Here is a 23,580-nt window from a genome sequence, read left to right on the forward strand (position 1 = left end):
GGATCCGCCGCCCGGTTCAGCCTCCCGGCTCGGTCACCCGGTGAGCGTCAGGGACGCGAAGCGGACCTCCCCCGCCTCGTCACTGGCGCCCAGGTCCACGACGGCCTCGACGGCCCAACCGTGGTCGTTCTCGGGATCGTCCAGGACCTGCCGGACCCTCCAGGTTCCCGGCTCCACCCCGTCGCCCGATTCGGCGACGGAGAACAGAGCGGGCCCACGTGCCGCGGGCCCGGTGCCGATCGCGTCGTACTCGTCCCAGTACGCGTCGATCTCGCTGTCCCAGTCGGGATGGTCGGGGACGTCGGCGTCGAGTCGGGCGAGCGTGTCGATGTCGTCCCGCGCCAACAGCTCGACCCGTCGGAACATCGCGTTGCGGACCATCACCCGGAACGCCCGCAGGTTGGCGGTGACGGGTCGGGTGCCACCGGTCGACTGCCCGAAGGCGAGCTCCGCCACCTGGTCCGGCGAGACCTCCGGGTCGGTGAGCAGCTCCCATTCGTCCAACAGGCTCGAGTCGACCTGGCGGACGAGTTCCCCGAGCCATTCCACCAGGTCATCGAACTCCTCGGTCCGACGCTCTGCGGGAACGGTCTGCCGTAGTGCCCGGTAGGCGTCGGTGAGATAGCGCAGGACGGAGCCCTCGGACCGGCTGAGACCGTATGCGGAGACCAGATCGGAGAACGTCATTCCCCGCTCGACCATCTCGCGGATCACGGACTTCGGCGACGGCTCGATCCCCGCGACCCACGGGTGACCGGCGCGGTAGGCGTCGTAGGCGTCGGCGAGGAGGTCCGCGAGGGGCGTGGGCCAGGTGATGTCCTCGACGAGCTCCATCCGCTCGGAGTACTCCACCCCCTCGGCCTTGAGGGCCCCGATCGCCTCACCTCGGGCGGCCCGCTGCTGTGCGTAGAGGATCGGGCGCGGGTCGTCGAGAACGGACTCGATCACCGAGACCAGGTCCAGGACCGGGGTGGGGGAGTCGGGGTCGAGAACCTCCATCGCGGCAATCGCGAACGGGGCGAGGGGCTGGTTGAGGGCGAAGTCCCGTTGTAGGTCCACGGTCAGTCGGACGTGCCGACCCTCGTCGTCCGGTTCCGTCATCCGCTCGACGATGCCCGCCGTCTCGAGCCCTCGGAAGAGCTCGATGGACCGCAGGACGTGCTGCCGTACGCGGGCCCTGGTCTCGTGTGAGGACAGCAGCAGATGCCGCATGTGGGTGTAGCAGCTCCCGGGCCGGGAGATCACGTTGAGCAGCATCGCGTTGTCGACCTCGAAGCGACTGGTCAGCTGCTCGGGCTGGGCACCGACGAGCTTGTCGAACGTGGAGCGGGACCAGTTGACGAATCCCTCCGGAGGCTTCTTCTTGGCGGACTTGCTCTTCTTCTTGGGGTTGGCGGCGGTCTTGGCTGCCGCCTTGGCGTTCTCGACCTCGTGCTCGGGTGCGAGCACCACCACCAGCCCCTCGGTGTCGAAGCCCGCGCGGCCCGCGCGGCCGGCGATCTGGTGGAACTCCCTGGCCTTGAGAACCCGCTGCCGGCGGCCGTCGAACTTGGTCAGGCCCGTGAACAGAACGGTCCGGATGGGGACGTTGATGCCGACGCCGAGGGTGTCGGTCCCACAGATGACGGTGAGCAACCCGTCCTGCGCGAGCCGTTCCACGAGGCGGCGGTACTTCGGGAGCATGCCCGCGTGGTGAACGCCGATCCCGTGCAGGAGCAGTTTGCGCAGGTTCCGACCGAAGGTGGTCGTGAACCTGAAGCCGCCGATCTGCTCGGCGATCGCGGCCTTGCGCTCCTTGGAGGACACGGCGACCGAGGTCAGCGCCTGCGCCTGTTCCAGGGCGGAGGCCTGGGTGAAGTGGACGATGTACACGGGGGCCTTGCCGTCGCGGAGCAGGAGTTCGACCGATTCGTGGACGCTCTGCAGCGCGTAGTCGAACGTCAGCGGGACCGGCCGCTCGGTTCCCCCGACGAGCGTGCACTCCCGGCCGGTGCGGGTGCGCAGGTCGTCGATCAGCCAGTCGACGTCCCCGAGAGTGGCGGACATGAGGAGGAACTGCGTGTCGGGGAGTTCGATGAGCGGCACCTGCCAGGCCCAGCCCCGGTCGGGTTCGGAGTAGTAGTGGAACTCGTCCATCACCACCTGGCCGATGTCGGCATCGGCGCCCTCCCTCAGCGCGATGTTGGCGACGATCTCCGCGGTGGCACAGACGATCGGCGCATCGGCGTTGACGGAGGCGTCACCGGTGAGCATTCCCACGTTCTCCGCGCCGAACACCGCGCACAGGGAGAAGAACTTCTCGCTGACGAGTGCCTTGATCGGCGCGGTGTAGTAGCTCCGCGCCCCCCTGGCCATCGCGGAGAAGTGCGCGCCCAGCGCGACCAGGGACTTTCCCGATCCGGTCGGGGTGGCCAGGACGACGTGGCTCCCCGCCGCCACCTCGAGGACCGCCTCCTCCTGGGCCGGATAGAGGGTCAGGCCCTGGGCGTCGGCCCATGCCACGAAGGCGTCGAAGACCGCCTCCTCCAGGAGATCGGAGGGGACGTCGTCCAGGTCGGCGAGGAGTTCGGGCAGGTGCACCAGACCGAGCCTAGCCGCCCGGCCGACACCGCCCTCCCGTGCTACTGGGCGCCAGGCCCGTCCTCGCCGGTCTGTTCCGCGAGGAACCGCTCGAACTCCGCGCCGATCTCGTCTCCGGACGGGAGGGGGGTGCCGCCGGGATTCAGCGAGTCGGAACCGTGGCGGCTCTCCATGAACGCGTCGTACTGCTTCTCCATCAGCTCCACGGCCGTCCGGATCTCCGGGCTTTCGGCGATCTGGGCGGTGACCTGTGCGGTGAAGTCCGCAGCCGCGGACTCGAGCTCACCCGACGGCAACTCGAGCTGGGAGATCTGTGCGATGTTCCCGACGAGATTGAGGACCGCCGCGGGGTAGGCGGTCTGTGACAGGTACTGGGGGACGTGGACGGTGAAGCCCGCGGACGGGATCCCGTGCTCCGCCATGCGGAGCTCCAGAAGGGCGCTCACATTCCCCGGGACGGAGAACTCCCCGGGCCAGGCGGTGAACCCACGGATGAGGTCCACGTCACTGGCGTGCGCGCTCGCCTGGGTGGGGCGGGTGTGCGGCACCCCGAGGGGGATCGCACCGAGGCCGATCGACATCCGGGCCCCGAACGACCCGGCGAGGTCGATCACGGACTCGGTGAACCCGTCCCACCTCAGGTCCGGTTCGAGACCGGAGAGCAGGAGGAAGGGCGTCCCGTCCGCATCCTTGACCGCGTGCATCTGGATGGTCGGTTCGGAGTACCCGGCGAAATGGTCGAAGGAGTACCGCACCGGCGGTCGACGCGAGCGGTAGTCGACCAGTTTGTCCGCGTCGAACTCCACGATCAGCTGAGAGTCCAGGCTCCCCTTGAGGTGTTCGGTGACACCCTGAATCGCCTGGCCTGCGTCGGAGAAGCCCTCCAACGCGTGCACCAGCACCGGGCCCTGTCCGGATTCCGACCGCAGATCGGGGACGGGCTCGATCAGTCGGTACAGATCGCTGTGCCTGGCCATGTCGACTCCTCTCGTCGCAACACCCCGAATCGTCCGGTCCGGTCCGAATAGGTCGTCCCACCGGGACGGGGTTTCACCTCTGTGCCAACGACAGCGGGCCGCAGATGATTCCCCAACAGTTCCCGTACTCCTCAGCGGTCCGTTCAGGGCCGGTTCGCGGGCGTCCGACGTCGGCGCCGTGTCCGAAGGTTGATCCGGTGCACCGGCACCCACGGTTCGCCCCGACGGCGGAGCGGCGTGAGACGAGGAGACGGGTGGACGACGATGACGGGGAACGGACGGATCGGTGGAGACGGGATGGATGGCACTCCGACGGTGGTGATCACCTCCCCTGAGGAGCTCATCGCGTCAATACCGTCGATGTTGGGCTTCCCGCCGGGCACCGGATCGGTGGTGATCGTGTGTGGACGGACCGCCGGAGGCCGCGCCGGTCCGGTCGTCAGGATGGATGTCGACGGTCTGCTCGGAAGTGATCGGGACGAGCTCTCCGGGCGGGACGAGTTCCCGCCGATGACGGTCGACGACGGCCCGGCGCGCGGGTTGGCACGGTTCTGCGCTCGAGAGGGAGTGACGGGCGTTCATCTGGTGGTGGTCCACGAGGACTGTGCGGACGGGGAGACCGCCGGACTCCTGGCGGAGGACGTCGCCGCGGCGTTCGAGTACTGGCTGGGGTTGTCCGGAACGCAGGTCGTCGGTGCGTACGGGGTCGGCGAGTTCGCACACGGTTCACCGTGGGTCGACCTGTTCGGCATGGTCCGGGGCACGCAGGTGGACCCTGACTCGACGGAGATCGCGGCGGTCCACGCGTTCGACGGCCGGATCCGGGCAGGGTCTCGGGACGAGATCGAGGACCTGTATCTGGAGCGTGATGACGACGCGTGTGACGACGACCCGCACGGCAGCGGACCGGTCAGGCTCGGTGGGTCCCACGAGGTGGACCGAGCGGTGCAGGCACACGAGGACGCGGTCCGGAGCCTGGAGGTGGGGGAGGAGCTCGACGAGGACGTCCTGGCGGGGATCGGACGAGCCCTGCTGGACATCGCGGTGCGGGACGAGGTGTACAGGCGTCTGGCCCAGCGGGGTCTGGGCGATCAGGACGGTCGTCGTCTGCTCTGGTGGTTGCTCGCTCGCCGCAGGCCCGGCCGCGAACGCTCGGTGGCACTGCTGTTGCTGGGAGCCGCGGCGTACTTCGCCGGTGGCGGCGTGCACGCCCGGGCCGCTCTCGAGGCCGCGGTGTCCGCGGATCCGGCGAACTCGCTGGCGCGTCTACTGCTCCATGGTCTGGAGCAGGGGCTCGCACCGGAGCGGCTCCGCCGGGTGGCCGCGGCCTGAGGGGCTACCGCCTGGCGACGATGTCCGGGAACGGCGGCCGGCGCCGCGGTCGGTGGCCGCGGCGCCGGTGCCGCCCCGGTCTACCGGGGCGCGGAGTGCGCCCGATCTCCCAGAGCCGAGGTGAACGCCCATGCATCGCGGACGATGGTGTGGAGATCGGTCCGGGTGGGAGTCCACCCCAATTCGGTCATCGCTTTCTCGCTCGAGGCGACGAGCACCGCCGGGTCGCCCGCCCGGCGTGGCGCGACCACGTCCGGGATCGGGTGCCCCGTGACCTCGCGGCACACGTCGATCACCTCGCGGACGGAGAATCCCTCCCCGCTCCCGAGATTGAGCACCCGGTGGACGCCGGGCCGGTTGGATTCCAGTGCCAACAGGTGGGCATCGGCGAGGTCGGCGACGTGGATGTAGTCGCGGACACAGGTCCCGTCGGGCGTGGGCCAGTCGTCGCCGAAGACCTTGATGGCGGACCGGTGTCCGAGGGCCACCTGCAGCACCAACGGAATGAGGTGGGTCTCGACGACACGGTTCTCTCCCACCGGACCGTGGGCGCCGGCCACGTTGAAGTAGCGCAGGCTCGTGGCAGCGAGCCCGTGGGCCGCGGCGTACGAGGTGATGGCGTGATCGATCGCCAACTTAGTGGCGCCGTAGGTGTTGGTCGGCCGGGTGGGCATGTCCTCGGTGATCGGGATCTGCTCCGGCTCGCCATAGGTCGCCGCGGTGGAGGAGAAGACGAGGTTGGACACGTCGGCGGCGCGCATCGCCTCGAGGAGCGCGAGAGAGGTCACCACGTTGCCCCGCCAGTACTCCCCGGGCTTCTCCACCGATTCCCCGACGAGCGAGCGGGCGGCGAAGTGCACCACGCCGTCGAAGCCGGGCCCCGACCGCAGGACCTCGCCCGCCAGATCGGCCACGTCCCCCTCGATGAACGTCGCCGCCGCGGGGACGCCGTCCCTGTTGCCGGTGGAGAGGTCGTCGAGGATCACCACCTCGTGTCCGCGCTCGACGAGAACCGTCGCACAGACCCCGCCGACGTATCCGGCTCCTCCCGTGACGAGTAGTCTCACGGGAGGATCTCGACCTGGATCGCGTGCGCGTGATCCCCGTCGAGCTCCACCGTGTGACCATCACCGGAGTCGAGTTCGACGAGGTGGCCCCGCCGGGTGGCGGTCACGGTCTTCAGCGGCTCGACGCCGGCCGCGCGAAGCTCGGAGATCAGGTCGGTGTCGATCTGGACGTTCTCGCCGATCGCCTGGATCCGGACGCTGTGCGGGATGTCCGTGTCCAGGGCGGACAGACGGGTGAAGGCGGACTCGTCGGCCATCGTGGAGGCGTAACCGATCTTGTCGAGTCCCGGGATCGGGTTGCCGTACGGGGACGTCCTCGGATCCTCCAGGACCTCGATCAGCCGCCGTTCCACGTCGTCACTCATCACGTGCTCCCAGCGGCACGCCTCGGCGTGGACCTTCTCCAGCTCCAGTCCGATCACGTCGACGAGCAGCCGCTCGGCGAGACGGTGCTTGCGCATGACGTCCACGGCCAGGTCCCGGCCGCTGGTGGTGAGTTGGAGATGCCGGTCGGGTGCCACGTGCACCAGGCCGTCGCGTTCCATCCGCGCGACCGTCTGGCTCACGGTCGGTCCGCTCTGCTCGAGTCGCTCCGCGATGCGGGCCCGGAGCGGGATCACACCCTCCTCCTCGAGCTCGTAGATCGTGCGGAGGTACATCTCGGTGGTGTCCACCAGGTCTTTCACGCTGAATCCTCCACGTCGGATCGTCGCAGGTAGGGGCTCCCGGTGGTTGACGATCCCCTCCGGGTTCACAGACGAGACTACCGCCGGTCCTCGAACCGGGGTGGGGAGCCGGCAATCGGGGGCCGGGTCAGGTCCCGCCGCGTAGATTCGGGGGGCGTACATCTCGGTGATCCCACCGGGTGTGGGTCGCCGGGAGCGTCCCGGTGAGAGGGGAGGACGGGTGGCAATGGCCGGTATCCGGGACGGCATCGCCGCGGCGGTGGTGTGGAGTCCGTCGCTGATGGAGTACAAGCACTCCGCCGACCATCCCATGAGCCCCCGCCGACTCGATCTGACGATGTCTCTCGCGACTGAACTGGGAGTTCTGCAGGGCGTGGAGATGCTGGACCCCGGTTCGGCGAGTGACGAGGAGCTGCTCCGCGTCCACACGTCCCGCTACATCGGCGCGGTCAAGGCGGCCGGCGGCCTGCCACCCGGCGAGCACTACGGCATGAGCCACGGGCTCGGCACGGCGGACAACCCGACCTTCCCGGCCATGCACGAAGCGAGCGCCGCGGTGGCGGGTGGGACCCTCGCGGCCGCGCGGGCGATCGCCAGCGGCGCGGCGACCCGGGCGGTGTCCGTGGCGGGCGGCATGCACCACGCCATGCCCGCCGCCGCGGCCGGGTTCTGCGTCTATAACGACGCCGCGGTGGCCATCAGCTGGTTGCTGGACAACGGGTACGACCGCATCGCCTACGTCGACATCGACGTCCACCACGGTGACGGTGTCCAGGCGGCCTTCTACGAGGATCCGCGCGTGCTGACCGTGTCCCTGCACCAGCACCCCGCCACGCTGTGGCCGTCGACCGGGTGGGCATCGGAGACGGGCGTGGGGCGGGCGGAGGGCACCGCGGTGAACCTGGCGTTCCTGCCCGCGGTCACGGACGGGTTGTGGCTGAGGGGATTCCACGCCGTGGTACCCGGGGCCCTCCGTGCGTTCGAGCCACAGATCATCGTCATGCAGGCCGGGTGCGACTCGCACCGGGAGGATCCGCTGGCCGACCTGTCTCTCACAGTCGACGGGCACCGCGAGTCCTACCTCCAGGTGATCGCGCTCGCAGACGAGCTCTGCGAGGGGCGGATCATCGCGATCGGCGGAGGTGGATACGAACTGGTCCGGGTGGTTCCGCGATCGTGGACCCACCTCATCGCCGCGATCCTCGGGGACCCCGTGGATCCGGGGACCCGGGTGCCGGAGGAGTGGGCGGCCATGGCCGCCCGGTACACCGTTCCGGACAGGGTCCCGCAGACGATGAGTGATGGCGCCGCCCCCGCGCACACGCCGTGGGAGCCCGCCGGCGCCGATCGCGGTGGAGAGGTCGACCGGACGCTGGCCCGACTCGACCAGTCGATCCTCGACACCCGCCGTTCCGTCTACCCCCTTCTCGGGCTCGACCCGGACGACCCCCGGGACTGACCGCAACGCCCGCGTCGCGGGTGCCCACCATCCACCACCGAAGTCTCTTGGAGGACCACGATGGCCAACCCCGGTGACGGAACGACCGACGTCGGCGACCCCGAGGGCGATGCGCCCGTCGTCACTCCGCCGGAGCACGCCTCCACCGACACGACGGTCGACGCGTATCCGGAGGGGTACCCGCACGAGTGGGCGGCCGACGTCCTGGGCTCCGACGGCCGGGCGGTGCGGATCCGTCCGGTCCTGCCCAACGATTCCGAGAAGATCGCGCGCTTCCACTCGAGTCTCTCCGAGCGGACGCGATACCTGCGCTACTTCGGTTCCCATGACGTCCTGTCGGCCAGGGAACTGCAGCGGATGACCCATGTCGACTACCGCGACCGCATGGCGTTCGTCGCGGAGCTGGGTGCGGAGATCATCGGGATGGCGATCTACGAGCGCCTTCCCGACTCGACATTCGCCGAGGTGGCGTTCACCATCTCGGACCAGCACCAGGGAAGGGGGCTCGGATCGATCTTCCTGGAGCACCTCGCGGGGTCCGCCGCCGAGTGCGGGATCGACCACTTCGAGGCGGAGGTCCTGTCCGAGAACCGGTCGATGATCCAGGTGTTCCGTCGGGCGGGGTATGAGATCTCCCGCTCCTTCGACGGATCCACCCTGCACCTCGAGTTCGCTATCGACCCCACCGAGGCTCTGACCAACGTCCGCAACGCGCGCGAGACCGCGGCCGAGGCGCGCAGTGTCGCGAGGGTTCTCACCCCCGGGTCGGTGGCCGTCATCGGCGCCTCGGACCAGGTCGGCAAGATCGGCCACACCGTGCTGCGCAACCTCATCGGCAACGGGTTCACCGGTCCGGTGTACCCGGTCAACTCTGATGCCACCTCGGTGCAGTCCGTCCGCGCCTATGCCAGCGTCCGAGACATCCCCGACCCGGTCGACCTCGCCGTCGTGGCGGTCCCGGCCGCGTCCATGTCCGAGGTGCTGGACGATTGCCTGTCCAAGGGCGTGTCGACGCTCGTGGTGATCTCGGCCGGGTTCTCCGACGTCGGCAGCGCGGGTGTGGTGTCCGAGCGTCGACTGGTGAGCGAGGCCCGGGCGCACGGGATGCGGGTGGTGGGCCCCAACGCGCTCGGGGTGATCAACACCTCCGCCGACGTCCAACTCAACGCCACCCTCGCCGAGGTGGTCCCCGGGCCCGGACGGGCCGGGTTCTTCTGCCAGTCCGGCGCCCTCGGCATCACCATCCTCGCCGCCGCCGCCCGGCGCGGTCTGGGTCTGTCGACCTTCGTCTCCGCGGGCAACCGCGCCGATGTCTCCGGCAACGACCTGCTCCAGTACTGGGACACAGATACCGGGACCGAGGTGGTCCTGCTCTATCTCGAGAGCTTCGGCAACGCCCGCAAGTTCTCCAGGATCGCGCGCCGGGTGGCCCGCAACAAGCCGGTCGTCGTGGTCCGGCGGGCCGTCGACGACCTGGAGTCGGGGGTACAGGGACTGACCGCCTCGGCCATCCGTGGACTGTTCCGCGACTCCGGCCTCATCCAGGTGGACTCCATCACCGACATGTTCGACACCGCGACGCTGCTCGCCTACCAACCGCTGCCCGCGGGCGGACGCCTGGCGATCGTCGGGAACTCGACGGCCGTCGGCCGTCTCGGCGGGGACGCGGCCCGGTTGCAGGGATTCACGGTGGCGGACTCGGTGGACCTGGGAGCCGGGGCTCTGCCCGAGGACTTCCGCGCCGCGATAGCCGACGTGGTCGCCCGGGACGAGGTGGACTCGGTCCTGACGGTGTTCGTCCCACCGGTGGCCACCGAGCCCGACGCGTACGCCGAGGCCATCCGGGCCGCGGCGTCCGGCAGCTCCAAGCCGGTCGTGAGCACGTTCCTCGCCGGGGAGGGGCTGCCGGAGGGGCTCACCATCACCGACGACTCCGGCGTGGCCTCGCGCGGTTCCATCCCCTCGTACCCGTACCCCGAGCGTGCGGTGTCGGCCCTGGTCCGCGCCCGCCGCTACGCCGAGTGGTTGGACCGGCCAGCGGAGGAACCCGCCGAGTACGACGACATCGACCGAGCACGCGCACGCGACCTCGTGGACTCGCTCTGCCACTCGAACGCCGGACACACCTCGTTCGAACTCACCCAGGGGCAGGTCCGGAGCCTGCTCGAATGCTACGGGGTCGGGATCGTCGACTACCGCGTCGCGGCCGGGGTGGAGCAGGCTGCCATGGCGGCCGAGGAGCTCGGCTACCCGGTGGCGGTCAAGGCGATGGGGGAGAAGTGGCGGACCCGCAGTGACCAGTCCGGGGTCCGGTTGGACCTCACCGACGCCGCGTCGTTACGTCACGCGTTCGACGAACTCCAGACCACCACCGGCTCGCGCTCGCTGCACGTGCAGAAGATGGCCACCAAGGGGGTCGCCGTGACCATCCGGGTGGCGGACCACCCCATCTTCGGCTCGCTCATCTCGTTCGGAGTGTCCGGGATGCTTTCGGACCTCCTCGCCGATCGCGCGTTCAGTACTCTGCCGATCTCCCCGTCCGAAGCCCGATCGCTCCTTGATCGCCCCCGGGCCGCACCCATTCTCGACGGGTACGCCGGGGACACACCGGCTGACCGGGAGGCACTGGTGGAACTCATGGGCCGGATGTCGTGCCTCGTGGAGGACGTCCCGGAGCTGCGACGTCTGTCCATCGACCCCGCGCTCGCCGCCCCCGACGGGGTGGCGGTGCTGTACGCGCAGGTCCACCTCGGCCCGCCCCCGCGGTCCAGTGGGGACGAGGGCCCGCGGCGACTGCGCTAGCGGGTCGCGGCGGCCGGGCCCACGCGCAACGCAGCCCCGGCTCCCTCGGCGGGGTGAACCCGCCTCGGGGAGCCGGGGCTGCGTCCTGCGCCCGTGCGGCCCGTCCGTCCCTCAGACCGCGTAGGAACGGAGCTTGTCGGCGCGGCGCCCCTCCCGGAGCTTCGCCATGACCTCACGCTCGATCTGACGGACACGCTCTCGCGACAGACCGAAACGCTTCCCGATCTGGTCGAGAGTACGCGGCTGGCCGTCGTCGAGCCCGAAGCGCAGGGTGATGACCTGCTGCTCGCGCTCCTCGAGCGTGGACAGCACCGCGCGCACGTCCGAGTGCATCACGTTGGTCACGACCGTGTTCTCGGCGCTGGTGGCCTCGGCGTCCTCGATGAAGTCGCCCAGGGGCGCCTCCTCGTCGGCGCCGACCGGCATGTCCAGGCTCACCGGGTCCCGGGAGTGATCGAGCAGCTCCTCGATCTTGTGCGCGGGGATTCCCGACTCCTCCGCCAGCTCATCCAGGGTCGCCTCGCGTCCGAGCTGCTGGTGCAACTCCCGCTTGATGCGGGCGAGCTTGTTGACCTGCTCCACCAGGTGCACGGGGAGCCTGATGGTGCGGGACTGGTCGGCCATGCCCCGGGTGATCGCCTGGCGAATCCACCACGTGGCGTAGGTCGAGAACTTGAACCCCTTGGCGTAGTCGAACTTCTCCATGGCTCGGATCAGTCCGAGGTTGCCCTCCTGGATGAGATCGAGCAGTGGCATCCCGCGACCGGTGTAGCGCTTGGCCAGGGAGACCACCAGTCGGAGGTTGGCCTCGAGCAGGTGTGCACGGGCCGCCTCCCCCTCGGCGACGATCACCTTGAGGTCCGCCTTCTTGGTGGGGCCGATCCGCTTCTTGGTGGCCAGGAGGTGGGAGGCGTACAGACCGGCCTCGATACGCTTGGAGAGCTCGACCTCGTCCTCCGCGTTGAGGAGGGCGGTCTTGCCGATCCCGTTGAGGTAGACGCGGACGAGGTCCGCGCTGGGGCTCTGGCCTTCCGACTCCGCCTCCGTCCGACGATCCGATCGGGTGGTGGCTGACGTCATGTCTCCTCCTCCTGCCGGTCCGGGGGATCAGAGCCGGCGGTCGGTTGCTGATGGACGGAACGGGCGCGTGGCCGGGTCACGGTCACGTACTGCTACAACGGCGGGGCCGCCGGGAATGTTCCCGCGATGATGACGCCCGTCACGAGGCGCGGGAACCCGAGGTGTCGACGAGGACGGTGAACGGGCCGTCATTGACAGAACTGACCTGCATCATCGCGCCGAACTTGCCGGTCGTGACCTCGAGACCGCGGTCCCGGAGACCGCGGACCACCGCGTCGACGGCCGCTTCGGCCTGCTCGCCAGGGGCGGCGCGGGACCACGACGGCCTGCGCCCCTTGGTCGTCGACCCCATGAGGGTGAACTGGCTGACCACCAGGACGGGCGCGCCGACCTCGACCGCGCCCACCTCGACCGCACCGTCCCGGACCGCATCGTCCCGGAGTGCACCGTCGTCGTCCGCGCCCGACCGGCCCCGCAGGATGCGCAACTCGGCGATCTTGCGGACCATCGTGGAGACGTCCGTCTCGTCGTCGTCGGTCGACACGCCGAGCAGGACCAGAAGTCCGGCGCGGGGGAGTGCGCCCACCACGGCCCCGTCCACGGTCACAGACGCCTCGGTGACCCGCGAGATCACGGCTCTCATCGGTCCGCGGGTCCCGCGCAGGCCGCGGCCGACACGCCGGGCGGGAGCATTCCGGGAACCCCGGCGGGGACCACGACACCGTGGAGGAACAGGTCGGCCACGACCCTGCGCACGGGGTCCGCCAGTGTCGCCGGGTCCTCGCCCGCCCCGGCGGCGGCCAGGACCACCAGATCCTCGAGGGGCAGCGCGCCCATCCGTGCACCCCGGAGGACGGTGGCGGTCAGGGGATCGATCTCGTGGCGCCAGCGCGCGCCGGTGACGCGTTCGACGATCACCGATCCGGTCAGCGCCTCGGAATCGGGATCCTCTTCTCCCGGGGGATCGGGGTCCGGCGCCAGGCTCTCCGAGGAGTGGAGATGCACGTCGGGGGAGACCGTGAACACGGTCGTGTCCAGAGCCCGCGCCTGCCCGCCCTGCTGGTTCGTGGCCGACCGCAGCCACGCCGACCGCGCGAAGTAGGCCTCGGCCTCGTCGCCGAGCCCCTCGTCGAAGGGGTGGGTCAGGTCCTCGCAGAGCACGGACGAGGCGCCGTCGATCCGCCGTAGGTAGACGTACCCGAACCCGACCCCGTCGACCTCGTGGTCGCCGAGATGGTCGAGCCAGGTCTCCGCGGCGAGGGCGGTGGACTCGTCACGCGGATCCATGCCCTCGTCGGTGAGCCATGTCCACACGTAGAGCTCGGGGTCCGAGCGGTCGCGACGCAGCACCCAGGCCTCCACGCCCTCCGAGGGGATCCACGACGCCACGTGGGTCCTCCAGTCGGTGTGCCGACGCTCCACCCACGAGGCGAGGATGACCGCGGTGCCGTTCTCGGTCAGGTGGCCGTCGACCCCGGAGACGACCGTCTGACTCGCACCGTCGAGGGCGAGGCCGGATTCCCGGTACGAGTGCCCGGGATCCGCGGGGCCCACCACGAACGGCGGGTTGGCGACGACGCGGTCGAATCGGCGGTCGGCCACGGGCTCGAACCAGGGGCCGGACAGCAGTTCCCCGTCCAGCCCGTTGATCGCGAGCGTGGCGGCGGCCAACGCCAGGCACCGCGGGGTGATGTCGGTTCCCGTCGCCGTGGCCGCGGTCTCGAGGGCGTGCACCATCTGGATGCCGCAACCGGTGCCCAGATCGAGAACCGAATCCACCCGCGAGGTGGGGGTGATCTTCAGGAGGGACAGCGTGGCCTGCCCCACTCCGAGAACGTGATCGGACCTCGTCGAGGAGTGCACCATCGACCCGTCTATGTCGGCGAACACCCATCGAGTGCCGTGGCCCGTGTCCACCGGGCGGAGGTCGAGGAGTGCACGAAGGCTTCCTCCGGGCGCGGACGGGCGCGTCCACAACCCGGCGTCGATCCCGTCCTCGATGTCCACCCCGGGCAGGACCCGGACGATCTCGCTCTCGGGGACCGCGTCGTTCAGGACGAACAACCGGACCAGCGTCCCGGTCGGCCCGGCTGAGCGGGCGTGTCTCCGGACGGATGCCGAATCGGAGCGCGCGAGGGCTGCGATCGCCGCCGGCCCCAGGGCATCCTCCAACCCGGGAACCGTGAAGCGGTGGCGGCGGAAGGCCTCCGCCAGAAGCGGTGCGAGCCGGGTCAGCGTGGGGACTGCAGGGTTCACCGCGCGTTGTCGCTCTCGCCGGGGCCGTCGGCACGGCCGGGGGAGCCGGGGCCGTCCGGGGTCCCGTTGCCGGGACCGTGCCCGTGTTCTGAACATTCGGGTCCCGGGTCCTCGCCCACCGGGCCCTGCAGGGAGAGAGTGGGACGCGAGGAGATGCCCGAGAGCCCCGGCGGCACGACGGACGGTGTGTTCGCGGACAGTGCGCCTGCGGTGTAGAGACGTGCCTGCCCCTTGGGAAGCGGCGGCCTGTCATTGGCGCTGAGCACGGCGATCCACGGGATCGGGATGGACCCCGCGACGATGGCCAGTGCGATCCACGGGTTGTTCCACAGAGCCAGAGAACCCGCGGCCAGGAGCAACGCCGGGATCCGGACGGACATCAGGAGGAAATACCGTTTCTTCCGCGCCGCGAGCTCGTCCCGGTAGGACTCACGCGCGGCGGTGATCAGAACGGGCCTCGCGGAACCGTCCCGATCCTCGGACCGCGTGCGACGGGAGTCGGGTGCCATGGCCCCAAGGTACTCCGGCGTTGGCGCCGCGGCCGTGGCGTGCGGCATCATGAGGGGGTGAGCACCACCCGGACCAAGACACTCGAGCGTCCCGAGGTCACCACGACCGAGGAGACGCAGGACGACGCGCCCAAGTTCTTCCACTACGTGGACAAGAGCAAGATCGCCGAGAGCGCGGTCATGGGCTCCTACGTGATCGCCCTGTGTGGCGAGGTGTTCCCGGTCACCCGGTCCGCCAAGCCGGGTTCTCCGGTCTGCCCCGAGTGCAAGCGCGTCTACGAGACCCTGAAGCCTGGTGAGTGATCCCGGCGCGGTCCCGGGCACCGAGGAGCAGACCGCAGATCCCGCCACCGCGACGGCCACCGGCGCACCACTGCGCGCATGGCAGCGGACCGCCCTTCGCAAGTACCTCATGGCACGGCCGAAGGACTTCCTCGCCGTGGCCACCCCCGGCGCCGGTAAGACGACGTTCGGTCTGCGCGTGGCCACCGAGCTCCTGGCCGACCGGACGGTCGACGCGATCACGGTCGTCGCCCCCACCGAGCACCTCAAATTCCAGTGGGCCGAGGCCGCCGCGAGGGCGGGGATCGCGCTCGATCCCGAGTACTCCAATTCCTCGGGGGCACTGGCGCCGGAATTCCACGGCGTGGTGGTCACCTACGCCCAGGTGGCCTCGCACCCCTTCAAACACCGCGAACGGACCGCATCCCGCCGAACACTGGTGATCCTCGACGAGATCCACCACGGCGGGGACGCCAAGAGCTGGGGCGACGGCATCCGTGAGGCGTTCGACGACGCCGAGCGTCGGCTCTCGCTGACCGGCACCCCCTTCCGCTCGGACGACAGTCCCATCCCGTTCGTCACCTACGAGCCCGATGGCCAGGGCCATCAGCGGTCGAGGGCGGACCACTCCTACGGCTACGCTGACGCCCTGGCCGACGGCGTCGTGCGGCCCGTCGTCTTCCTGGCCTACTCCGGCGAGGCCCGCTGGCGCACGAACGCCGGCGAGGAGTTCTCCGCCCGGCTCGGCGAACCGCTCAGCGCGGACCAGAACTCCCGCGCCTGGCGGGTCGCCCTGGACCCCCATGGCGACTGGATGCCGGCGGTGCTCCAGGCCGCGCACACCCGACTCCGGCAGATCCGGGCCGGCGGCGTCCCCGACGCCGGCGGGCTGGTGATCGCCACCGACCAGGAACGCGCTCGCGAGTACGCGGCGCTGCTGACGGAGATCACGGGGCGTGCCCCCGTCGTCGTCCTGTCCGACGATCCCACTGCCTCGAGCCGGATCGGCGCGTTCTCCGCTTCGACGGACGAGTGGATGGTCGCCGTCCGCATGGTGTCGGAGGGGGTGGACGTGCCGCGGTTGTGTGTGGGCGTGTACGCCACCAGCGCGTCGACCCCCCTGTACTTCGCCCAGGCCATCGGGCGGTTCGTCCGGTCGCGGAGGCCCGGGGAGACCGCGTCGGTGTTTCTGCCGTCGGTCCCGGTCCTGTTGCAGCTCGCGTCGCAGATGGAGGCCCAGAGGGATCACGTCCTGGGCAAACCCCACCGCGAGGAGGGGCTCGAGGACGAACTCTTGGCCCAGGCCAACCAGCAGCAGGACGAACCCGACACCGCCGACGAGGAGGACAGGGGATACATATCCCTCGGAGCGGACGCGGAGCTCGATCAGATCGTCTACGAAGGGTCCTCCTACGGCACCGCCACCTTCGCCGGGAGCGAGGAGGAGGCCGACTACATCGGGCTGCCGGGTCTGCTGGGTGCCGATGACGTCAAGGCGCTCCTGCGCCAGCGGGAGAAGGAGCAGATCCGGCGGACCTCCGGCGAGGTCACCGCATCCGGGCCCGTCGCCGTGGTGGGCGTGGGAACGGATCCGGCCATCTCCGGCACCACCTTGCCGGGAAACGCCGGCGGCCCGGGCGCGCACGCGGGCGCGGCGGCCGCCCGGGTGGCCTCCGCGGCGGAGCTGAAGGACCTCCGGCGGCAGCTCAACACGCTGGTCTCGGTGTACTCCGGCCGTCTGGGCAGGTCCCACGGCGCGATCCACACGCAGCTGCGCAACGCCTGCGGGGGTCCACCGGTGCCGATGGCCTCGGCCGATCAGATCCGGGAGCGAATCTCCTTGCTGCGGAGCTGGTGACCGGCGGGAGTCCCGCGACCCCACCTCCGATACCGGAAGAAGGGCCCCGCCGCCGGCGGGGCCCTCTTTCGCTATCCGGGGTCAGTCCAGGTAGTCGCGCAGGACCTGGGATCGCGAGGGGTGACGCAGTTTCGACATGGTCTTGGACTCGATCTGGCGGATCCGCTCGCGCGTGACGCCGTAGACCTGCCCGATCTCGTCGAGCGTGCGGGGCAGCCCGTCGGTGAGGCCGAAGCGCAAGCGCACAACGCCCGCCTCGCGCTCGGAGAGGGTGTCGAGAACGGAGCGGAGCTGGTCCTGCAGGAGGGTGAAGCTCACGGCGTCCACGGCCACCACGGCCTCGGAGTCCTCGATGAAGTCGCCGAGCTGCGAGTCGCCCTCGTCACCGATGGTCTGGTCGAGCGAGATGGGCTCTCGCGCGTACTGCTGGATCTCCAGCACCTTCTCGGGGGTGATGTCCATCTCCTTGGCGAGCTCCTCCGGGGTGGGCTCGCGGCCCAGGTCCTGGAGGAGCTCCCGCTGGATGCGGCCGAGTTTGTTGATGACCTCCACCATGTGGACCGGGATCCGGATGGTGCGGGCCTGGTCGGCCATGGCGCGTGTGATGGCCTGGCGGATCCACCACGTCGCGTAGGTCGAGAACTTGTACCCCTTGGTGTAGTCGAACTTCTCCACAGCGCGGATCAGGCCGAGGTTGCCCTCCTGGATGAGGTCCAGGAACGCCATTCCGCGACCGGTGTACCGCTTGGCAAGGGACACGACGAGGCGGAGGTTGGCCTCGAGCAGATGGTTCTTGGCGCGGACCCCGTCCCGCTCGATCCACTTGTAGTCCCGTCGCTGGGCGGTGGTGAGCTTCTCACCGCGCTCCGCGACCTGCGCCATGAACCAGGTGGCGTAGAGGCCGGCCTCGATCCGCTTGGCCAGCTCGACCTCCTCCTCGGCGTTGAGCAGGGCGACCTTGCCGATCTGCTTGAGGTAGGCGCGGACGGAGTCGGCGGACGCGGTGAGCTCGGCGTCCTTGCGGGCCTGGCGGAGGGCCTCGGACTCGTCCTCGTCCCAGACGAAGTCTCCCGACGCCTTGTCCTTGGCGGTGGGGCCGTCCTTGGTCTCCTCGTCGGCCTCCGCGTCCTCGACGTCGACGACGTCGACCTCGACGTCCTCGAGTTCGGCGGTGTCCGGTTCGACCTCGAGGGCCTCGACGGGTGCGTCATCGATCGGCGCGGCGTCCGCGGGCTCGCCCGCACCCGCCGTCTTCTTGGCCGCGGTCTTCTTCGCGGCGGTCTTCTTGGCTGCCGTCTTCTTGGCGGGAGCGGTCTTCTTGGCCGCGGTCTTCTTGGCGGCAGCGGTCTTCTTCCCGGGTGTCCTGCTCGCCGAGGTCTTCTTGGCGGGGGCCTCGCCCGTGACCTCTGTGTCCGACGGATCGCCGCTCATCGCGGAATCCGAACTGGTGGTCTTCGTGGCTGCCACAAACGCCCCTTCACAACCGGTGATTCGATGGGAAACGGGGATCGACGCCGCACAGTGTGCCGACTCGCGAGCCGTCCGCCTTGCGGTACCGGTCCCGTCCCCGGCCGGTAGGTGATACCGGCCTGCGCCATTGTAACGAGGATCCGGTCCGGAGGTCGCATCAGGCGCTGTCGCCGAGGGATCAGTGGTCGGACGGGGACACCGTCGCGTCCAGGTCCAGCAGTCCGGTGCTCGCCGCCGCGTACAGGGCGGCCCCGATGATCCCGGCGTCGCCACGTCGGACCGCCACGCGAACCGGGGTACGGTTCTCCAGCAGCGGGAACCACTCCTCGGCGGCCTCGCTGATCGCGCCCCCGATGACGAAGGCGCGCGGCCAGAGCAGGTCCTCGAGGGACCGCAGGACGTTGGACACGTGCGGTGCCCACTGCTCGTAGGTCAGCCCGTCACGATGCCGCACCGCCGCGGAGGCGAGGTGTTCGGCCTCGTCGACCCCCCGACCGTCGATGTCGTGGACCAGAAGGTGCCCGAACTCCGTGTTGGGGATCAGATGACCGTTCAGCAGCAGCGCCGACCCGATGCCCGTGCCGAAGGTCAGGAGGATCACCAGGCCGTCCACACCCTCGCCGGCGCCGTAGTGCACCTCCGTGATCCCCGCGGCGTCGGCGTCGTTGAGCATCACCACCGGGCGCCCCGGGAGGTGTTCGGCGAACAGTGCGACGACGTCGCAGCCCACCCAGGAGCCGTCGATGTTGTGGGCGATCCGCGCGATCCCGTCGTGGATGACGCTGGGTAGCGCCACGCCCACCGGTCCGTCCCACCCGAGCTCCTCGACCATCGAGCGGATGACCCCGGCGACGGCGTCCGGTGTCGCCGGCTGCGGGGTCGGGCGTGTCAGCCGGTCGCCGACGAGCTCGCCGGTGCCCAGATCGACCCGGCCGACCTTGATCCCGGTGCCACCGACGTCCACCCCCACGCCGGTGGGGGTGTCCGATTCCTGGGTGCGCTCGGAGGGGCTGGTGGTCGGCATCTCTGGCTCCCGTGGGACGGGCCGCGGGGTCACGGCCGAGGGTTGGAGACCACCGGGCCGGCGGGGCACGATGGGGGCGGGCGAGCACCCGTTCGTCAGAGTATCCGTCCGGTGCGCCGGGGGGCCGGGCCATTCGGAGACGACGAGGGGAGAGGAAGTGTCGGAGCAGACGGTGGAGGGCCTCGCCGGACGAGACCATCCGGTGGATGTCGACGAGTTGAGGGTGTTCGCGGAGCGGCTCGCGGTCTCGGGCGGGGGCGTCGCCCGGCGGATGCTGGAGCGGTTCGACTCCTCGGGGCTCGATCCACGCGCCAAGAGTTCGGCGACCGACCCGGTCACCGTCATCGATACCACCGTCGAGCGGCACCTGCGCGAGCTGGTGAGCACCGAGCGGCCGGGCGACCGGGTCCTGGGTGAGGAGGGCGGCGAGGAGGTCAGCGAGGAGCCCGCGGCCACGGGACGGGGTGTGGTCAGGTGGGTGGTGGATCCGGTCGACGGCACCGTGAACCTCCTCTACGGGATCCCCTTCACGGCCGTCTCCGTGGCCGCCGAGGTCGACGGGGTGGTGGTCGCGGGGGCGGTGCACAACATCGTCACCGGTGAGACCTGGACCGCAGCGGTCGGCCGCGGATCCAGCCTCCGATCCGCCGCGGGAACGGTCACCGAACTCGCCGCGTCATCGTGTGACGATCTGTCGATGGCGCTCGTCGGCACCGGGTTCTCCTACGATGCGGAGATCCGTGCGGAGCAGGGGCGGACGGTCGCGGCCCTTCTCCCGACCATCCGTGACATCAGGCGGTGTGGCTCCGCGGCGTTGGACCTGTGCATGGTCGCCACCGGCCGCGTCGACGCCTACTTCGAGCGCTGCCTCAAGCCATGGGACCACGCGGCCGGGGCGCTGATCGCGGCCGAGGCCGGCGCGATGGTGAGGGTCGCCGCCGACGACGAGGTCCCCACCGTCGCCGCCGCGCCCGGTGTGGCGGAGGAACTCCTGGCCGCGCTCGAGGCCCTCGGGGACCCCGTCAGCAGTTGACCGAGCGCGCCGCGTCCAGCTCGGCGGAGATCGGTTGACGCCCCAGCTTCAGCTCGTCGAGGGCCCCGACGCTCTCGGCCGAGTCCGACAACCGGGAGAAGATCGTCCCGAGCACCAGGTCCACCGACGGATCGGTCCGCCCGTCGGACACCAACTGCATGCACGGCGCCGCGAGCGAGAGCGAGCGCGCGCTCGCCTGGCCGGCCTCCCCGTACCGGATCTGGCCGTGGCACTCCAGATCCTGGGCGTAGATGGGGTCATTGCCGGTGGCGTCGGCCCCCACCGGTTGGAATCCGCGCTCGGCGAGCTGGGCGGCGACCGCGCCCGCCTGCCCGCTCTGCCCGTTCGCGTTGAGCACCCGGATCCTCGTGTCCGACAGCACGGCCGGCTCGACGGAGTCGAGCGCACCGGCGGGTTGCTCCTCCAGGCCCGCCTCCTGCGCGGCCGGCGTCACCGGGCAGGCGGCGGCCTGTGTCGCCGCATCGCTCCCCCTCAGGGCGGTCACCCACACGAGACACCCGAGGACCAGCGCGGCCACCACGAACAGGACGTAGGGGCTGCGCATCCGACCGAACCCCCGAGCGGGGGTCGGACTGGGAGTCGCCTGGGCGCTGAGGTGGACGACCATGAGGGCCTTTCCTGCAGGGGAAACGGTGTCGGAGCCCGGCCCGGGTCCGCTCCATCACTGTAATCGCCGCGCGACCGGGGGCCCGGCGGGGACACGGCCCGCCAGCGCGGATGAAATCCCTGCTGGATTCCGCTAATATGCGGGCGCCGGTCGGTCCACGATCGCACCGTCCGCCCCTCGTCACCAGACCGCTAGAGAAGAGACACATGGCAACCGACTACGACGCACCCCGCCGGACCGAAGCCGACGAGCTGGCCGGCGATTCGCTGGAGGAACTCAAGGCCCGAAGGGCGGAGGGTGCCACCGGCGAGGTCGACGTCGACGAGACGGACACCGCCGAGTCCTACGAGCTCCCCGGGGCGGACCTCTCGGGGGAGGAACTCACCGTCCGTGTGATCCCCGAGCAGGACAACGAGTTCACCTGCGGCGAGTGTTTCCTCGTCCATCACCGCAGCCGGTTCGCCGAGGAGAGGGACGGTCTGCCGATCTGCGTGGACTGCGCCGGCTGATCGTTCAGCTATAGCGCGTGTCCGGCAGGGCGGCCGCGAGGCCCTCCGGGTCGCGAGTACTGATCAGCCAGTAGGGCGTGGGGTCCAGCGGGTCGTCCAGAACGACGATCACCATGGTGGGGACGTAACCGCGATGTACGACGAACGCCTCCGGGTCGAGCTGACGGCCCATCGCGGCCTGCTTCGCGGTCGCGGGCACGACGGCGCTGCGCGCGATCGCCTCGAACGGCAGACGCGCCCGGCCCGCATAGAGGGTTCCTCCGCCCTGACCGTCGGACTCGACCTCGATACTCTCGCGACCGACCGTGATGAAGAGCCAGGCGAACAGGGCGGGCACGACCACGCACAGGAGCCACAGCCACCACGGGGCGCCCAGGATCGAGGCCACCGCGACGACGAGGGCGGTGACGGCGGCCAGCACGAGCCACCACCATCCCGGTACCCGCAATCGTTCCGAGTGAACGGGACGCGGGACACGGTCGGGAGACGGTCGGAGATCATCTTCGGTCACGAGATCAAGACTATCCATCACCCGGGCTCAGCCCGGCAGGAGGGCGGACAGCGATGAACAACCCGGATCACTCCTCCGGAGGCGGGCCGTTGCGTCTACGGAGGTTGGACACGGGCCTCCCGGTGCCGTCCCGCGCCCACCCCTCGGACGCGGGTATCGATCTCTACTCCGCCGAGGATCTCGTGCTGGAGCCCGGACATCGTTCACTGGTGGGCACGGGGGTCTCCGTGGCCATCCCGGACGGATACGCGGGACTCGTCCACCCCAGATCCGGGCTCGCCGCGCGTGCGGGTCTCTCGATCGTCAACGCCCCGGGGACCGTCGATGCGGGATACCGGGGCGAGATCAAGGTCAACCTCGTGAACCTCGATCCGTCCGAGCCGGTGCGGATCGGCCGCGGAGACCGGATCGCACAGTTGCTCATCCAGAGGGTCGAACTCTGGGAGGTCCTCGAGGTCGACGAGCTCGATCAGACCGCCCGGGGCGACCGGGGTCACGGGTCGACCGGCGGTCACCACCGCCTGGCCTGACCGGCGCCATCCGACGTTGGGTAGCGTCAAGAGGCACGGTCCCGTCCGGGACCGGGTCGTACGCGGAGAGGATTCGACCATGTTCGGACGCAAGAAGTCGGTGACCGGGGACCGCGTCGCCGCCGCCCCCGCGGAGCCCGCGGACTCCGCACCGTCCACGACCGGTCCACACGACCGCTCCTCGGTCGGGGACGTGGCGCGGTACTACACCGACCTCGGTTACGGACACATCGATCTCGGTTCCCTGGTGATCGGCGTCCCCAAGGGGCGCGATCTGAACGTCGCGCTGGACCCGAACGGTCAGCCGGAATTCCACGTGGTGACCTCCGTCTCCCGGGTCATCCCGCGCGCCTTCGCCGCGCCGAAGTCCGCAGGGCAGTGGCGGACCATGGTCGCGGGCATGCGGGAGCAACTCGAGGCGCAGGGAGCGGAGGTGACCGTCGTCGACGGCCCGTGGGGTCGTGAACTGGTCGCCGCGATGCCGGGCGCCGTCTTCCGCGCCATCGGGGTCGACGGGCGCAGGTGGACCGCCGAGGTGCGCATCATGGCCACCCCGGAGCTGGCCGAGCAGGCCGCAGAGGAGGGCCGGGAGGTCTTCGCGCACCTCATGATCAACCGTGGTGACGGGCCGATGCCGGTCCGCGAGGCGCTGCCCCTGACCATCCCCGACGAGATCCAGCAGGCGCTGGTCAAGGCGCAGTCGCAACTCGCGGCGCAGCAGCAGGCGCAGGCCTACCAGCAGCAGATGGCGGCGGGTCAGCAGGGTCAGGCCGCGCCGCAGGTCCGGCCCCAGGCCGCACACAACCAGGCCCAGGCCGCACAGTCCCAGGCCCCCTCGTCTCCCCAGGCCCCGCCGTCAACACCGTCACCGGGCAAGGCCCAGCAGCAGCCCGGGTCGCCCCCGCGCAGAGACGCCGGCGCCATGGACCGACTCCGCACCTCCGACGACCTCTGACCCCGCCCACGCGCTGAGAGGCAAGCCATGTC

At 70.3% G+C, this 23,580-nt stretch carries 21 protein-coding genes; 9 read left to right on the plus strand and 12 right to left on the minus strand.

Annotated elements, in window-relative coordinates; all coding sequences use genetic code 11:
• Positions 1–33 precede the first annotated feature (33 nt).
• Both CT688_RS07515 and CT688_RS07520 read right to left on the minus strand, forming a co-directional pair.
• Positions 34–2,580, minus strand: coding sequence for an RNA helicase (locus tag CT688_RS07515; RefSeq protein ID WP_107756385.1), 2,547 nt, complete (start codon positions 2,578–2,580; stop codon positions 34–36).
• Between the two features lie 41 nt (positions 2,581–2,621).
• Complete coding sequence (locus CT688_RS07520) at positions 2,622–3,557, minus strand: PAC2 family protein (RefSeq protein WP_107756386.1); 936 nt, start codon at positions 3,555–3,557, stop codon at positions 2,622–2,624.
• A 264-nt stretch (positions 3,558–3,821) separates the two neighbouring features.
• Here CT688_RS07520 and CT688_RS07525 point away from each other — a divergent pair, with 264 nt between their 5' ends.
• The gene (locus CT688_RS07525) at positions 3,822–4,889 is read left to right on the plus strand and encodes a DUF4192 domain-containing protein (protein ID WP_107756387.1); all 1,068 of its coding nucleotides are present in this window, start codon (positions 3,822–3,824) and stop codon (positions 4,887–4,889) included.
• A gap of 80 nt (positions 4,890–4,969) precedes the next feature.
• Here CT688_RS07525 and galE read toward each other — a convergent pair whose 3' ends face one another.
• Entirely contained in the window at positions 4,970–5,956 is a 987-nt protein-coding gene (galE, locus tag CT688_RS07530; protein ID WP_107756388.1) for a UDP-glucose 4-epimerase GalE, read from the minus strand.
• Positions 5,953–6,642 carry a metal-dependent transcriptional regulator gene (locus tag CT688_RS07535; RefSeq protein WP_107756389.1) on the minus strand — a complete coding sequence of 230 codons (690 nt, stop codon included), beginning with the start codon at positions 6,640–6,642 and terminating at the stop codon, positions 5,953–5,955. The genes galE and CT688_RS07535 overlap by 4 nt, the downstream gene beginning before the upstream one ends.
• Before the next feature lie 226 nt (positions 6,643–6,868).
• Between CT688_RS07535 and CT688_RS07540 the strand changes: the two genes are divergently transcribed.
• Both CT688_RS07540 and CT688_RS07545 read left to right on the plus strand, forming a co-directional pair.
• Positions 6,869–8,101: an acetoin utilization protein AcuC gene (locus tag CT688_RS07540; RefSeq protein WP_107756390.1), complete on the plus strand. Its 1,233-nt coding sequence runs from the start codon at positions 6,869–6,871 to the stop codon at positions 8,099–8,101.
• Positions 8,102–8,161: 60 nt separating this feature from the next.
• Positions 8,162–10,903 (plus strand): GNAT family N-acetyltransferase, encoded by a 2,742-nt coding sequence (locus CT688_RS07545; RefSeq protein ID WP_107756391.1) that lies wholly within the window; start codon positions 8,162–8,164, stop codon positions 10,901–10,903.
• Between the two features lie 111 nt (positions 10,904–11,014).
• On the opposite strand, the gene CT688_RS07550 is transcribed toward CT688_RS07545, so the two are convergent.
• The 4 genes from CT688_RS07550 to CT688_RS07565 form a co-directional block, all read right to left on the minus strand.
• On the minus strand, positions 11,015–11,983 hold the full coding sequence (locus tag CT688_RS07550; protein WP_017837708.1) for a sigma-70 family RNA polymerase sigma factor: 969 nt from the start codon (positions 11,981–11,983) through the stop codon (positions 11,015–11,017).
• Positions 11,984–12,122: 139 nt separating this feature from the next.
• On the minus strand, positions 12,123–12,626 hold the full coding sequence (gene dtd / locus CT688_RS07555; protein ID WP_107756392.1) for a D-aminoacyl-tRNA deacylase: 504 nt from the start codon (positions 12,624–12,626) through the stop codon (positions 12,123–12,125).
• Positions 12,623–14,239, minus strand: a complete 1,617-nt coding sequence (locus CT688_RS07560) for a methyltransferase (RefSeq protein ID WP_107756393.1) — start codon at positions 14,237–14,239, stop codon at positions 12,623–12,625. The genes dtd and CT688_RS07560 overlap by 4 nt, the downstream gene beginning before the upstream one ends.
• Positions 14,236–14,748: a DUF3099 domain-containing protein gene (locus CT688_RS07565; protein ID WP_107756394.1), complete on the minus strand. Its 513-nt coding sequence runs from the start codon at positions 14,746–14,748 to the stop codon at positions 14,236–14,238. The genes CT688_RS07560 and CT688_RS07565 overlap by 4 nt, the downstream gene beginning before the upstream one ends.
• A gap of 57 nt (positions 14,749–14,805) precedes the next feature.
• Between CT688_RS07565 and CT688_RS07570 the strand changes: the two genes are divergently transcribed.
• On the plus strand, positions 14,806–15,051 hold the full coding sequence (locus CT688_RS07570) for a DUF3039 domain-containing protein (protein WP_017837712.1): 246 nt from the start codon (positions 14,806–14,808) through the stop codon (positions 15,049–15,051).
• A complete protein-coding gene (locus tag CT688_RS07575) occupies positions 15,044–16,888 on the plus strand; it encodes a DEAD/DEAH box helicase (protein WP_182613371.1) in 1,845 nt (614 codons plus the stop codon). Before CT688_RS07570 ends, CT688_RS07575 begins: the two co-directional genes overlap by 8 nt.
• An 81-nt stretch (positions 16,889–16,969) precedes the next feature.
• Here the strand turns inward: CT688_RS07575 and CT688_RS07580 are convergent, their stop codons facing one another.
• Both CT688_RS07580 and ppgK read right to left on the minus strand, forming a co-directional pair.
• The gene (locus CT688_RS07580) at positions 16,970–18,397 is read right to left on the minus strand and encodes an RNA polymerase sigma factor (protein WP_370446355.1); all 1,428 of its coding nucleotides are present in this window, start codon (positions 18,395–18,397) and stop codon (positions 16,970–16,972) included.
• Between the two features lie 139 nt (positions 18,398–18,536).
• Positions 18,537–19,382, minus strand: coding sequence for a polyphosphate--glucose phosphotransferase (gene ppgK, locus CT688_RS07585; protein WP_107756396.1), 846 nt, complete (start codon positions 19,380–19,382; stop codon positions 18,537–18,539).
• Positions 19,383–19,539: 157 nt separating this feature from the next.
• Here ppgK and CT688_RS07590 point away from each other — a divergent pair, with 157 nt between their 5' ends.
• Positions 19,540–20,415: an inositol monophosphatase family protein gene (locus CT688_RS07590; protein ID WP_107756397.1), complete on the plus strand. Its 876-nt coding sequence runs from the start codon at positions 19,540–19,542 to the stop codon at positions 20,413–20,415.
• Here CT688_RS07590 and cei read toward each other — a convergent pair.
• Positions 20,405–20,980: an envelope integrity protein Cei gene (cei, locus tag CT688_RS07595; protein WP_231750549.1), complete on the minus strand. Its 576-nt coding sequence runs from the start codon at positions 20,978–20,980 to the stop codon at positions 20,405–20,407. The genes CT688_RS07590 and cei overlap by 11 nt on opposite strands.
• A 269-nt stretch (positions 20,981–21,249) precedes the next feature.
• Here cei and CT688_RS07600 point away from each other — a divergent pair, with 269 nt between their 5' ends.
• The gene (locus CT688_RS07600) at positions 21,250–21,552 is read left to right on the plus strand and encodes a DUF4193 domain-containing protein (RefSeq protein ID WP_107756399.1); all 303 of its coding nucleotides are present in this window, start codon (positions 21,250–21,252) and stop codon (positions 21,550–21,552) included.
• Positions 21,553–21,556: 4 nt separating this feature from the next.
• Here CT688_RS07600 and CT688_RS07605 read toward each other — a convergent pair whose 3' ends face one another.
• Positions 21,557–22,063 (minus strand): DUF3093 domain-containing protein, encoded by a 507-nt coding sequence (locus CT688_RS07605; protein ID WP_231750550.1) that lies wholly within the window; start codon positions 22,061–22,063, stop codon positions 21,557–21,559.
• Between the two features lie 53 nt (positions 22,064–22,116).
• Between CT688_RS07605 and dut the strand changes: the two genes are divergently transcribed.
• Both dut and CT688_RS07615 read left to right on the plus strand, forming a co-directional pair.
• Positions 22,117–22,593, plus strand: a complete 477-nt coding sequence (gene dut, locus CT688_RS07610; RefSeq protein WP_107756400.1) for a dUTP diphosphatase — start codon at positions 22,117–22,119, stop codon at positions 22,591–22,593.
• A 79-nt stretch (positions 22,594–22,672) separates the two neighbouring features.
• On the plus strand, positions 22,673–23,548 hold the full coding sequence (locus tag CT688_RS07615; protein WP_107756401.1) for a DUF3710 domain-containing protein: 876 nt from the start codon (positions 22,673–22,675) through the stop codon (positions 23,546–23,548).
• Positions 23,549–23,580: the final 32 nt, after the last annotated feature.

Origin of the sequence: Dietzia sp. JS16-p6b (assembly GCF_003052165.1) — a bacterium.
In the GTDB taxonomy this organism is placed as follows: domain Bacteria; phylum Actinomycetota; class Actinomycetes; order Mycobacteriales; family Mycobacteriaceae; genus Dietzia.